The organism is Diaphorobacter caeni (genome assembly GCF_015354245.1).
GTDB lineage: Bacteria > Pseudomonadota > Gammaproteobacteria > Burkholderiales > Burkholderiaceae_C > Diaphorobacter_A > Diaphorobacter_A caeni.
Genome location: NZ_JADKYZ010000004.1, coordinates 186,405 through 199,076, shown reverse-complemented (window position 1 = coordinate 199,076; position 12,672 = coordinate 186,405). Strand labels below are relative to the sequence as shown.

13 protein-coding genes are annotated in these 12,672 nt (G+C 59.8%); 10 read left to right on the top strand and 3 right to left on the bottom strand.

The window, feature by feature from the left end; genetic code table 11:
* Positions 1 to 85: 85 nt before the first annotated feature.
* Complete coding sequence (dprA, locus tag ISG32_RS11780) at positions 86 to 1,312, top strand: DNA-processing protein DprA (protein WP_194771210.1); 1,227 nt, start codon at positions 86 to 88, stop codon at positions 1,310 to 1,312.
* A 68-nt stretch (positions 1,313 to 1,380) separates the two neighbouring features.
* Here dprA and argC read toward each other — a convergent pair whose 3' ends face one another.
* Positions 1,381 to 2,313, bottom strand: a complete 933-nt coding sequence (argC, locus tag ISG32_RS11775; RefSeq protein ID WP_194771209.1) for an N-acetyl-gamma-glutamyl-phosphate reductase — start codon at positions 2,311 to 2,313, stop codon at positions 1,381 to 1,383.
* Positions 2,314 to 2,612: 299 nt separating this feature from the next.
* Here argC and sucC point away from each other — a divergent pair, with 299 nt between their 5' ends.
* The 8 genes from sucC to tfpZ all read left to right on the top strand — a co-directional run bounded on the left by sucC (position 2,613) and on the right by tfpZ (position 10,035).
* The gene (gene sucC, locus ISG32_RS11770; protein WP_194771208.1) at positions 2,613 to 3,773 is read left to right on the top strand and encodes an ADP-forming succinate--CoA ligase subunit beta; all 1,161 of its coding nucleotides are present in this window, start codon (positions 2,613 to 2,615) and stop codon (positions 3,771 to 3,773) included.
* Positions 3,774 to 3,791: 18 nt separating this feature from the next.
* On the top strand, positions 3,792 to 4,688 hold the full coding sequence (sucD, locus tag ISG32_RS11765; RefSeq protein ID WP_194771207.1) for a succinate--CoA ligase subunit alpha: 897 nt from the start codon (positions 3,792 to 3,794) through the stop codon (positions 4,686 to 4,688).
* A 171-nt stretch (positions 4,689 to 4,859) separates the two neighbouring features.
* Complete coding sequence (locus ISG32_RS11760) at positions 4,860 to 5,552, top strand: TerC family protein (RefSeq protein ID WP_194771206.1); 693 nt, start codon at positions 4,860 to 4,862, stop codon at positions 5,550 to 5,552.
* Between the two features lie 254 nt (positions 5,553 to 5,806).
* Positions 5,807 to 6,493, top strand: a complete 687-nt coding sequence (locus tag ISG32_RS11755; RefSeq protein WP_194771205.1) for a TerC family protein — start codon at positions 5,807 to 5,809, stop codon at positions 6,491 to 6,493.
* A gap of 313 nt (positions 6,494 to 6,806) precedes the next feature.
* Positions 6,807 to 7,622 carry a Stp1/IreP family PP2C-type Ser/Thr phosphatase gene (locus tag ISG32_RS11750; RefSeq protein ID WP_194771204.1) on the top strand — a complete coding sequence of 272 codons (816 nt, stop codon included), beginning with the start codon at positions 6,807 to 6,809 and terminating at the stop codon, positions 7,620 to 7,622.
* A gap of 55 nt (positions 7,623 to 7,677) precedes the next feature.
* Complete coding sequence (locus ISG32_RS11745) at positions 7,678 to 8,337, top strand: FHA domain-containing protein (protein ID WP_194771203.1); 660 nt, start codon at positions 7,678 to 7,680, stop codon at positions 8,335 to 8,337.
* Between the two features lie 276 nt (positions 8,338 to 8,613).
* Positions 8,614 to 9,189: a pilin gene (locus ISG32_RS11740; protein ID WP_194771202.1), complete on the top strand. Its 576-nt coding sequence runs from the start codon at positions 8,614 to 8,616 to the stop codon at positions 9,187 to 9,189.
* 66 nt (positions 9,190 to 9,255) lie between these two features.
* Positions 9,256 to 10,035: a TfpX/TfpZ family type IV pilin accessory protein gene (gene tfpZ, locus ISG32_RS11735; RefSeq protein WP_194771201.1), complete on the top strand. Its 780-nt coding sequence runs from the start codon at positions 9,256 to 9,258 to the stop codon at positions 10,033 to 10,035.
* Between the two features lie 7 nt (positions 10,036 to 10,042).
* Here the strand turns inward: tfpZ and moaC are convergent, their stop codons facing one another.
* Complete coding sequence (moaC, locus tag ISG32_RS11730) at positions 10,043 to 10,570, bottom strand: cyclic pyranopterin monophosphate synthase MoaC (protein WP_194771200.1); 528 nt, start codon at positions 10,568 to 10,570, stop codon at positions 10,043 to 10,045.
* 266 nt (positions 10,571 to 10,836) lie between these two features.
* Here moaC and ISG32_RS11725 point away from each other — a divergent pair, with 266 nt between their 5' ends.
* On the top strand, positions 10,837 to 12,330 hold the full coding sequence (locus tag ISG32_RS11725) for a M48 family metalloprotease (protein WP_228529756.1): 1,494 nt from the start codon (positions 10,837 to 10,839) through the stop codon (positions 12,328 to 12,330).
* Here ISG32_RS11725 and ISG32_RS11720 read toward each other — a convergent pair.
* Positions 12,289 to 12,645, bottom strand: a complete 357-nt coding sequence (locus tag ISG32_RS11720) for a phage holin family protein (RefSeq protein ID WP_194771199.1) — start codon at positions 12,643 to 12,645, stop codon at positions 12,289 to 12,291. The two genes, ISG32_RS11725 and ISG32_RS11720, sit on opposite strands and share 42 nt — an antisense overlap.
* Positions 12,646 to 12,672 lie beyond the last annotated feature (27 nt).

The following is a 12,672-nucleotide window of genomic DNA, read 5'->3' as shown; positions in this document are numbered from 1 at the left end:
TCCGGACATCGGCCAGTCCCACGGACAGAGGAATGCCGGCCCGTTCATGCGGGCCGGCATTCTTTTTTTGGAAGGCAGACACACGATGCAGCGTGATGAATTGATGGCCTGGCTGCGGCTCATGGCCACGCCCGGCGTGGGCAACCAGTCCGCGCGCAGGCTGCTGGCGGCGTTCGGCCTGCCGCAGCAGATCTTCGCGCAGTCGCTGGGCGCCTTGCAGTCCTGCGTGTCCGGCACTCAGGCGCTGGCGTTGAGCAGCGAGCCGCCGGATTTCCGGAAGCTGCTCGACGAGACCCAGCGCTGGCTCGAGGCACCGGCCAGCAATCCGAACATGCCGGCCCGCACGATCTGCACTCTGGGTGATCCGGAGTATCCGCAGAGCCTGCTCGCGACGGAGGACCCGCCGCTGCTGCTCTATGTGGAGGGGGCGCGGCAACTGCTGCAAAGCGGCGGGCTTGCGGCGGCCAGCGCACAGTGCCTTGCCATGGTCGGCAGCCGCAACCCCACGCCTCAGGGCAAGGCCAATGCACGCGAGTTCGCCAAGTCCTTGCGCGAGGCGGGGCTCACGATCGTCTCGGGTCTGGCGCTTGGCATCGACGCCGCAGCGCACGAGGGAGCCCTCGCAGCCGACGCGCAGCCGTCGACGGCGGCCACCGTCGCGGTGGTGGGCACGGGACTGGACTGCGTCTACCCGCGCGCGAATCAGGAACTGGCCATGCGCATCGCGCACAGCGGGATGCTGGTCAGCGAATACCCTCTGGGCACGCCGCCGCTGGCCGCGAACTTTCCCAAGCGCAATCGGATCATTGCGGGACTGTCGAAAGGCACGCTGGTGGTGGAGGCGGCCGTGGCCTCCGGCTCGCTGATCACCGCACGTCTTGCGAGCGAGCAGGGCCGGGAAGTGTTCGCGATTCCGGGCTCGATTCACGCGCCGCAGTCACGCGGCTGCCATGCGCTGCTGCGCCAGGGCGCCAAGCTGGTGGAGTCGGCGCAGGACGTTCTCGAGGAGCTGCAGATGCCGCGAGAATCGCTTGAAAAGCCTCTGCATTCATCCACGCCCAGAACCCAGGCCAAGGCACCGCCGCTTGCCATGCACCAACTGGACATCGTCAGGGATGGTCTTGAACATCTCTCGGACCAGCAGCACGAGTTGCTGGGCGCGCTCGGATTTGATCCGATGGGGCTGGATGCCCTGGTCTCGCGCACGGGCTGGGACGCCGCGACGCTGCAGGTGCAATTGCTTCAGTTGGAGCTGGACGGCCATGTGGCCCGCTTGCCGGGCGGCCGCTACCAGCGCCTGGCCAGCGGGTAGATCCACGCAAAAAAGCCGCCGGGCAATGGGTTTGCCCGGCGGCTTTGGGTATGGGAGGCTTCGAAAAATCAGATGCCGAGCATCAGCTTGAGATTCTGCACGGCTGCGCCGCTGGCACCCTTGCCGAGGTTGTCGAGGCGGGCCACGAGCACGGCCTGCTGGTAGTTGTCGTTGCCGTAGACGCGCACTTCGAGCTTGTTCGTGTCCTTGAGGGCCACGGCATCAAGCTTGCCATCGTCGGTGGCGGGCAGCACCTGCACCCAGTGGTCGGGCGTGTCGGTTTGGGCGTAGTGATCGGCCAGCACCTTGTGCACGTCAGCCACCTTGGGTTGGCCGGGCAGGGTGTCGAGGTGCAGGGGCAACTGCACCAGCATGCCCTGCGGGAAGTTGCCGACGGCAGGCACGAAGATCGGGCGGCGCGTGATGCCGGTGTAGTTCATGATCTCGGGGATGTGCTTGTGCGACAGGCCGAGCGCATAGAGTTCGAACGGGGCGGCGTTGCCCGCCTCGTAGGCTTCGATCATCGTGCGGCCACCGCCGGAATAGCCGCTCACCGAGGGCAGCGCAACGGGGTAGTCCTTGGGCAGCAGGCCCGCATCGACCAATGGACGCAGCAGCGCGATGGCGCCGGTCGCGTAGCAGCCGGGGTTGGCCACGCGCGTGGCTTGGCGCACGGCTTCGAGCTGGCCGGGAGCCAGTTCGGGAAAGCCGAAGACCCAGCCTTCCTTCACGCGGTGCGCGGTCGACGCGTCGATGATCTTGATGGTCTTGCCGGTTTCCTTGCTCACTTCATCGATCAGCGCGACGGAGTCGCTTGCCGCATCGTCGTGCAGGCACAGAACGACCAGATCCACGCCGGCGATCAGCGCGCGTTTGGCGGCGGGGTCCTTGCGCAGTTCGGGAGCGATGCTCACCAGTTCGACTTGCGCCATGGTCTGCAGGCGCTCGCGGATCTGCAATCCGGTTGTGCCTGCTTCGCCATCGATAAAGACTTTTGCCATGCTGTTCTCCGAGAGGGTCCGCCCAAAGGCAGACAAAGGGATAAGTTTTATCCACAATAATGGTGCGTCGCAGCATGATACATTTATTAGTTGCCATGCTGATGAAGCCCGCGGCCAGGCACCCTTTCCTGTAGCGGCTGACTTGATTGTCGGATGTAGCGGCCTTGTGTGCAAACTCACCCTGTTTGCCTGTAAGGCGGTGGTCATCCGGTGCGAATGTAATCTTTGATTCGCTCACTCCAGTCTGCCGTTCTGTGAATGGCGTTCGGGCACCCAACCACTTCTCCGAGAGACACCTCATGAAGATTCACGAGTACCAAGGCAAGGAAATCTTGCGTAGTTTCGGTGTGCCCGTTCCGCGCGGCATCCCTGCATTCACCGTTCAGGAAGCTGTGGAAGCAGCTCAAAAGCTGGGCGGCCCCGTCTGGGTCGTCAAGGCGCAGATCCACGCCGGTGGCCGCGGCAAGGGCGGCGGCGTCAAGGTCGCCAAGACCATTGAGGACGTGAAGGCACGTGCAACCGACATCCTCGGCATGCAGCTGGTCACGCACCAGACCGGCCCTGAAGGCCAGAAGGTCCGTCGCCTGTACATCGAAGACGGCGCCGACATCCAGCAAGAATACTACCTGTCCGCCGTGACCGACCGTGGCACCCAGAAGGTGGCCTTCATCGCTTCAAGCGAAGGCGGCATGGACATCGAGGAAGTGGCACACTCCACTCCCGAGAAGATCATCACCGTGTTCGTGGACCCGCTGGTCGGCTTCACGCAGGCCAACGGCGAAGAGCTGGGCAAGGGCATCGGCATGCCTGCCGACTCGATGGCGCAGTTCATCGACGTCTGCCAGAAGCTCTACAAGTGCTACATGGAAACCGACGCGGCGCTGGTGGAAATCAACCCGCTGAACCGTGACTCCAAGGGCAACATCATCGCTCTGGACTCCAAGTTCAACTTCGACTCCAACGCGCTGTTCCGTCACCCCGAGATCGTGGCCCTGCGCGATCTGGACGAAGAAGATCCGGCCGAAGTGGAAGCCTCCAAGTTCGACCTGGCCTACATCAGCCTCGATGGCAACATCGGCTGCCTGGTGAACGGCGCCGGTCTGGCCATGGCCACCATGGACACCATCAAGCTGTTCGGCGGCGAGCCGGCCAACTTCCTGGACGTGGGCGGCGGTGCCACCCCCGAGAAGGTCACCGAAGCCTTCAAGATCATGCTCAAGAACCCCAAGGTCAAGGGCATTCTGGTCAACATCTTCGGCGGCATCATGAAGTGCGACACCATCGCCACCGGCGTGATCACCGCCTGCAAGGCCGTGAACCTGTCCGTGCCGCTGGTCGTGCGCATGAAGGGCACCAACGAAGAACTGGGCAAGAAGATGCTGGCCGAATCCGGTCTGCCGATCATCTCCGCCGACACGATGGCCGAAGCGGCCACCGCGATCGTCGCTGCCGTCAAGTAAGCCCTGGAGAGAAACACCATGTCTATCTACATCAACAAAGACACCCGCGTCATCACCCAAGGCATCACCGGCAAGACGGGCCAGTTCCACACTGAAAAGTGCCAGGAATACGCGAACGGCAAGAACTGCTTCGTCGCGGGCGTAAACCCCAAGAAGGCTGGCGAGAAGATTTTCGACATCCCAATCTTCGGTTCCGTGAAGGACGCAGCCAAGGAAACCGGCGCGACCGTTTCCGTGATCTACGTGCCACCAGCAGGCGCTGCCGCTGCCATCTGGGAAGCTGTGGAAGCCGATCTGGATCTGGCGATCTGCATCACCGAAGGCATCCCAGTGCGCGACATGCTGGAAGTGCGCAACAAGATGCGCGCCAAGGAAGCCGCCGGCGGCAAGAAGACGCTGCTGCTGGGCCCCAACTGCCCAGGTCTGATCACGCCTGACGAAATCAAGATCGGCATCATGCCCGGTCACATCCACAAGAAGGGTCGCATCGGCGTGGTTTCCCGCTCCGGCACGCTGACGTACGAAGCCGTGGCTCAGCTGAGCGAACTGGGCATTGGCCAGTCGTCCGCCGTCGGCATCGGTGGTGACCCGATCAACGGCCTGAAGCACATCGACGTGATGAAGGCTTTCAACGACGATCCAGACACCGACGCCGTCATCATGATCGGTGAAATCGGTGGCCCGGACGAGGCGGAAGCCGCCCGCTGGTGCAAGGACAACATGAAGAAGCCAATCGTCGGCTTCATCGCTGGCGTGACTGCCCCTCCGGGCAAGCGCATGGGCCACGCAGGCGCGCTGATCTCCGGCGGTGCCGACACGGCCGACGCCAAGCTGGCCGTGATGGAAGAGTGTGGCTTCACGATCACACGCAACCCATCGGAAATGGGCAGACTGCTCAAGGCTTTGATAAAGTAATTTGATAGCAATGAAGCGTTGACCCGCTTGGTTTTGCGGGTCGAAGTTCTTAAATGCTTACGCATTTCTACGCATGACGAGGGGCTTGCGCCCTTCTACACTGCGAACTCCAAAAAGAAACGCCAGCCTGAATTTCAGGCTGGCGTTTCAATTCATAACAGTGGAGTAACAATGGAATTTCTCAACACGCCCGATTTCTGGATCGGGCTGGTCAAGATCATCTGGATCAACATCATCCTGTCGGGCGACAACGCCGTTGTCATCGCACTTGCGGCCCGCTCGCTTCCCCCCGTTCAGCAAAAGAAGGCCATCATGATCGGCTCTGGCGCCGCCGTGGTGCTGCGCATCGTGCTGACCGTCGTGGCGGCCAAGCTGCTCGAGCTGTCGTTCCTGCAGATCATCGGCGGCGTTCTGCTGCTGTGGATCGGCTACCAGCTGCTGACCGGCGATGACGATGAAGAAGGCGAATCCAAGGGCAGCGGCGGCATGGTCGCCGCCGTGCGCACCATCCTGATCGCCGATCTGGTGATGAGCCTGGACAACGTGATCGCCGTGGCCGCCACAGCCCAAGGCAACATGGTCCTGCTGATTCTGGGCCTGGCCATCAGCATTCCGCTCGTGATCTTCGGCTCCACGCTCATGATCAAGCTCATGGAGCGCTTTCCCGTCATCGTCACGCTCGGCGCGGCGCTGATCGGCTGGGTCGGCGGCGAAACCATCGTCAACGACAACATCCTGCACGACTACGCCCTGTCGCATCCTTGGCTGCACTACGTGGCGGCAGCAGCCGGCGCGATTCTGGTGGTGGCCGTGGGCAAGTACGTCAAGGCACGCAACGAAAGCAAAGTTCACGCGGCAGCCTGAGCGTTTCACCCTCACGCTCTCAGGCATTCACGCTCCCACCCCGCATTCGGGGTATGCAAGGCAAAGACTTCCGATCAGGAGGCTTTGCCTTTTTGCTTTTCCGGGGTGGCGTTTCCCGGTTTTGACTGGTCCGGGGAAAGCCAATGGATGGTATTCAGGCGTTTGGCTGACATCCTGTTGCATCAATTCTCTCTATGCTGGAGGAATGTTCCATTTGGAGTCCAAGCATCTACGTGCCTGGGGAGAGGTCAAGCATGGAGATGCTGTCTAGTTCCGTTTTCTGGATCGGCCTGCTCGAGGTCATCGGCATCAACATCGTGCTGTCGGGCGACAACGCCGTCGTCATCGCATTGGCCGCTCGCTCCCTGCCGCCGGCGCAGCAGCGCAGGGCCATCCAGTTTGGCTCCGGCGCGGCCGTGGTGCTGCGCATCCTTCTCACTTTTCTGGCCGCGAAGCTGCTGCAGCTGCCGTGGCTGCAGATCGTGGGCGGCTGTCTGCTGCTGTGGATCGGCACGCAATTGCTGGTGAGCGGGGACGATGGAGACGCTGAATCCAAGGGCCCCAACAGCATGATGGTCGCCATCCGCACCATCCTGCTCGCCGATCTGGTGATGAGCTTGGACAACGTGATCGCCGTGGCCGCTGCGGCGCAAGGCAACATGGTGCTGCTGGTTCTCGGTTTGGCGATCAGCATCCCGCTGGTGATCTTCGGCTCCACACTGATCATCAAGATCATGGACCGCTTCCCCGCCATCGTCACGCTGGGTGCTGCGCTGATCGGCTGGGTCGCCGGAGAGACCATCGCCAGTGACGAAATGCTCAAGAGCATTGTTTCAAACTATCCTTGGCTCCCTCACGCGGCATCCCTGCTCGGCGCGGTGCTGGTCGTGGTGATCGGTATGCTGCTTCAGCGCCGCAGCAAGGCCGGGCAGCGGCCATAGAAAATGCATGAGTGCTCACTTCTGAACAGGTGATCGCGAACCTGACCTTGATGTGGATAAAACGGGAATCTCCAAACGTTGATTTTGGAGATTCCATTCAGATAGTTGACGATAGCTGACAATTGCAGGCGCAAACGGCATATTGCACTGGATTAGCGGTATGAAAATAAAAACTATCAGAATCGCATTTGACTGAATAGTCGTCTATTATTGCAATCGGTAAAACTAGCAAACTTCAATGACATCCGCTGCCGATCGCAACGCATGTCGCAGCACGGCCCGCTGTTGAAACTGGCTGAGCAATGGCGTCAAGATGATTCACCGGTCCACATCTCACTACGAATTCGTCGCACAGACGGATGCAGGCCGAGTTCGCGCCAACAATGAAGACGCCATCGGCGTCGATGACGTCAGCGGCCTCGCCCTGCTGGCGGACGGCATGGGTGGCTACAACGCGGGCGAAGTCGCCAGCGCCATGGCGGTGGACTATGTGAACACCCATCTCGCGCGCCTGTTGCAGGAGCTGGGCACGGACGTCACTCCGACCGAGCTGCGCATCGCGCTCGACATGTGCATCAACGGCGCCAACCGCAACATCCTCGAGGCCGCGCTCACGTCACCCCAGAATCTCGGCATGGGCACCACGCTCGTCGTCGGCCTGTTCCGCAGCGACCGTCTTCTGCTTGCCCACGTCGGCGACTCGCGCTGCTATCGGCTGCGCGACGGCGCGCTGCAGCAGTTGACGCGCGACCACTCCTGGCTGCAGGAGCAGATCGATGCCGGACTGCTCACTCCCCAGCAGGCGCAGAATTCCGAATACGGCAATCTTGTCACGCGGGCGCTGGGCGTGGAAACTATGGTCCAGATCGATTTCAACGAGTTTCCGGTCGAGCCTCAGGATCTGTACATTCTGTGTTCGGACGGATTGACCAACATGATCGGTGACGACGATCTGGCGGCCCTCGCCAAGGCGCCCGCACCGCTCACGGAAAAGGCAGAGCGCATGATCCAGCTGGCCAACGCCATGGGAGGGCGTGACAACATCAGTGTTGTTCTGGTCCAGGCCGCTGGAGAAAAGCAGAAAATCATCAAGCCCAGCCTGATGTCCCGACTGCTGCGCTCACATTGAGCCCGATCTTTGCTAGTAGATAAGAAACAAATGCTTGAACTAGAAGGAAAAGATCATGCCCAAGATGGTCGTATCGGTTGATGGAGTGGTCATCAAGGAAGTGCCCCTGACCAAGGAGCGCACCACGCTTGGCCGCCGCCCGTACAACGACGTCGTCATCGACAACCTCGCCGTGAGCGGCGAGCACGCGCTTCTGCACATGGCCGCCGACGAGGTGGAGATCGAGGATCTCAACAGCACCAATGGCACCCACGTCAACGGCAAGTCCGTCAAGCGCCACAAACTGCGCAACGGCGACACCGTGGAACTCGGCCGCTACAAGATCCGCTTCGTCGACGAGGCCCCCGGCGGCGCGGGTGGCGTGGACTATGAAAAGACCATGCTCTTCAAGCCAGGCATGGCCCTGCCCAAGGTTCCCAACTCCCGCCCCGCACCGCTCACCCCAGCGCCTCCGCTGCAGGCCGACGTCAAAGTCCTCTCCGGCGCGGCAGCGGGCCGGCAGGTCTCTCTCGTCAAGGTCGTCACCACCATCGGCAAGCCTGGCGTGGCGGTCGCCTCGATCACCAAGCGCCACCAAGGCTTCGTCCTGGCCCATGTCGAAGGCGATGAAATGCCCACGCTCAACGGCGAGCAGATCAGCGCCGACCCCGTCCAGCTCAAGGACGGCGACCGCATCGAAATCGTCGGAACGACGATGCTGTTCATCCAGCGCTGAGCGCTGGAAACGGCCTGGGTGAAAAAGCTATCGAGGTTGAAATTTCAATAACATTTACAGTGTCGAAATTGTCCCGAGTGACACTTCTGTTCCGACAAAAACGTCATTTGTTACAAACAAAGCCTTAGGTTTGACGCTGGAATAACAATCCATGCGGTTCTGGCGAGTAGATCAAAGTTGGCACGCAAGCTGCTTGTAAGATTCTCAAGACTTGAGGCTCACGGGGTAAACCTCAGGTTCCATTCACTCATTGTTTTACTCCGGGGAGATGTTTAAATGAAGCGTTCTATCCAAAAGGGTTTCACCCTTATCGAATTGATGATCGTTGTGGCGATTATCGGTATTTTGGCTGCTGTGGCACTGCCTGCTTATCAAGACTACACGAAGCGTGCGCGCGTATCGGAAGGCTTGGTTCAAGCGGGCGCTGCGAAACAAAATGTTGCTGACATCCTGGCAAAGGGAGCTGTTGCTGCTGATTCTGAAGGATATGGTTCCGGGTACACGGCCCCCACGATGTCTGATAATGTGATTGGCCCAGCGACAGCCGGACAATTGAATAGCGTTACCACGCCAGTCACTGGCATACACATTGATCCCGCAACTGGCCTGATCGCTATTCCTTACTCTACCCGTATTGAAATTGCTGCAAATAATACCCTGGTCTTGGTTCCTTATCTTGGCCCGGTGGGTACGGAAGTTGCTTTGCCTGATGCCACAGCAGCGTTCACACCGCCAACCGACGGCGTGAAGTGGAAGTGCCGTGCTGCTGGTGCAACTTCTCCCTTCGCGATTACGACACTGTCCACAGATCCTACTTTGCCTCTCAAGCTGGCTCCAGCTGAGTGCCGTTAATTTGATTCATCGAATTAAATAAATGAAAAGGATTCCGAGAGATCGGAATCCTTTTTTGCTTAAGTCATGTACAAAAATCAAAGGCTGAGTGCTTCTTTCAAGGCGGCGGCCATTCATTTGGCAATAAGCTTGATTATTGGGGCTGTTGCGGCAATTATTGTTTTTGGCTTTTGGTTTCGCTTTCCGTATGAGAGTCTGGCTGGTGGCCAGCATCTCTTCTGGATGTTGGTCAGTATTGATGTCATCTGTGGACCACTGCTGACAGCGATCTTATACAACCCTAAAAAATCAAGAGCAGAACTCTTCATTGACCTGTCAATCGTCTCAATTTTGCAGATTGCAGCATTGCTGTACGGATTGCACACCATTTCACTGGCTCGTCCAGTGCGGTTGGCTTTTGAGGTGGATCGTTTCGTTGCCGTATCGCCAGTAGACATAGATATGAGTAACCTTCATCGCGCGTCAAGGGAGCTTCGGAGCTTTGGTTGGACGGGACCTGTTTTGGTGGGAACCCGTGGTGCCCAGAATGGTGATGAAGTAATTGAAAGCATCAACTTATCTGCTCAGGGCTTTGAACCAAGTGCAAGACCCGCAGCATGGGTGAGTTATGAATCAAATCGTGAGCAGGTTAAAAGCCGAATGCGCAGTTTGGCGAAGTTAAGAGGACAAGTTTCGGACGATGTGGGGGGCTTAATTGACAACGCGGTGCGAAAGAGTGGGAAAAAAATTGAAGAAATATACTATTTACCTTTGGTAAGTAAGAAAAATTTGGACGAGTGGGTCGTTTTTTTGGATGCGGATGCAAATATTGTGGGATACGCTGCGGTTGATGGGTTTTTGCCTTAGAAAATAATCATGCAGTCCATTTTTTTGACTTACCCCCTTTTTTTTCTAAAAGTCTAATTTTTTCAATCGTCATTTCCCGATCCACAGCCTTGCACATATCGTAGATAGTCAACAAGGCAATCTGCACAGCTGTCAACGCTTCCATCTCCACCCCCGTCTGCCCAACAGTCTCCACAGTCGCAGTGCATTGAACGGTTGAATCAGATTCTCGAACGTCAAAATCCACTGCCACCCGCGTCAACGCCAGCGGATGGCAAAGCGGTATCAAATCGCTGGTCTTCTTCGCCGCCATAATCCCCGCGATACGCGCGATTCCCAGTACGTCTCCTTTTTTCGCAGTCCCCGATTGAATGATTGCCAGCGTTTCGGGGCGCATGCGAATTTCTCCGGTGGCGACTGCCACGCGATGCGTCGCTTGTTTGCCGCCCACATCCACCATATGCGCCTGTCCTTGCTGGTCAAAGTGGGTCAGTTGGGATGCCGCCTGCTGTTCAGTGGGTTGGTTCTTGCTGTGGTCGGATGAATCAGTGCTCATGGAGATTTCAAAGTTCGTGTGAGTTAGCTGTGATTGATGCGATGGCGGCAGCGGCGGCGATGTTCGAGTCGCTGCGTCATTGCCCGGATCAGGCGGGTTTCTATACTTGTTGCATTTCGTGCGCAACCATTGTGGGCTCGGGGCATCATACGGGCAGAGCATGCGGGTGGCGCGGGCTTTCGGTCTTTGACGGAGTGTGACGTTTGACTCTCAACAATTCACGTTTCATGGGGCGCGCTGGTCGGGCTTGGGTGGCGAGCGTGCTGATGGCCTCCACTTTGGCCGTCAGCAGCGGCGGCGCGTGGGCCTTGGGCCTGCCTTCGCTTGGCGACGGCCAGAGCCTCACCACGCCCCAGGAGCGCAAGCTGGGTGACCGCATCATCAAGGAGCTCTACCGCGACCCGGACTATCTGGACGACGCGGTGCTCACCGAGTACGTCAGCCAGATCATGGCATCGCTGATGAAGGCCTCCGAGGAGCGTGGTGAGCTGAGCGACGAGCTCAAGGAGCGCTATGCGTGGCAGATTCTGCTGGGGCGTGACAAGCAGGTGAACGCGTTTGCGCTGCCGGGTGGTTACTTCGGGGTGTATCTGGGGCTGATCTCCATCGTGTCCACGCGCGATGAACTGGCTTCGGTGATGGCGCATGAGTTGAGCCACGTGACGCAGCGGCACATCGCGCGCTTGATTGACCAGCAGGGCAAGATGACGCCGTTGATGATCGGGTCGATGATTCTCGGGGCGCTGGCGGCGAGTCGGAGTCCGGATGCGGCTGCGGCGCTGATGGTGGGCGGGCAGGCTGCGGTGGTGCAGAACCAGTTGAATTTTTCGCGTGACATGGAGCGCGAGGCCGACCGGATCGGCTTCGGACTGATGAAGCCTGCGGGGTATGCGCAGCAGGGCTTTGTGGGAATGTTCGACAAGCTGCAGCAGGCCAATCGCATCAACGACAACGGCAGCTGGCCCTATCTGCGCAGTCACCCGCTGACGACGCAGCGGATTGCGGACATGCATGCGCGCATCGGCAAGGAGGATGGCGCGGAGCCGCCCGCCACGCTCGATCACGTGATGATGGTGGCGCGCGCTCGGGTGCTGACCAAGCCGGGCGTGGAGGTGCTGCGGCAGTACATCCATGAAACCAAGGATGTGGGATTCGCGGACAAATCAGTCAATCGGCGGGTGAGTGCGCTTTACGCCGCTGCGCTGAGCGGCGTGCAGTTGCAGGACTACGCGCTGGCGCGGGAGGCGGTGGGCAGGCTCAAGCCTTTGGTGCAGGGCAATGCGCCCGCGCAGCGGCAGGCGCAGTTGCTTGCGGCGGAGGTGGAGATGGCGGCGGGCAAGCCCGAGGATGCCTTGCGCGAGCTGTCGGCCGATGTGCAGAAAACCACGGCGGACGCGGGGCGGCCGGAGCTGCTGGCACGCACGCAGGTGATGCTGCAGTTGAAGCGTGGTGCGGAGATGGCTGGCGCGCTCCAGACCTGGGTGGCCACGCATCCTCAGGACTCGGCGGTGTGGCTGGCGCTGTCGCGGGTGTGGACGCAGCAGAATCAGCCGCTGCGCGCGATCCGTGCGGAGGCTGAGGCGCAGATGGGGCACTACGACTACGCTGCGGCGCGGGACCGCTTCAAGGCAGGACAGGACCTGGCGCGCAAAAGCGGTGGGAGCGGTGTCGATTTTTACGATGCGTCGATCATCGACACGCGCCTGCGCGAGGTGGACTCACTTCTGAAGGAGCAGGCTTCCGATCGCAGCCTCAATTAGCATGCAGAGCACGGAGTAGATCAGCGAGCCGATCAGCGCGGCCACGAAGCCGTGCACCTGGAATCCGCTGCCGAGTACCGAGCTGGCCGCCCAGAACATCAGTGCGTTGATGACGAAGAGGAAAAGTCCCAGCGTCACGACGGTGACGGGCAGCGTGAGCACCACCAGGATGGGGCGCACGATGGTGTTGAACAGGCCGATGACGGCGGCCGCGATCAGCGCGCTGGAGAAGCTGCGCACTTCGACGCCGCTGTAGATGTAGGCCACGCACAGCAGTGCGGAGGCGCAAAGCAGCCATTTGAGCAGGAGTTTCATGGCTTGGGAGAATAGCACCGACGCATG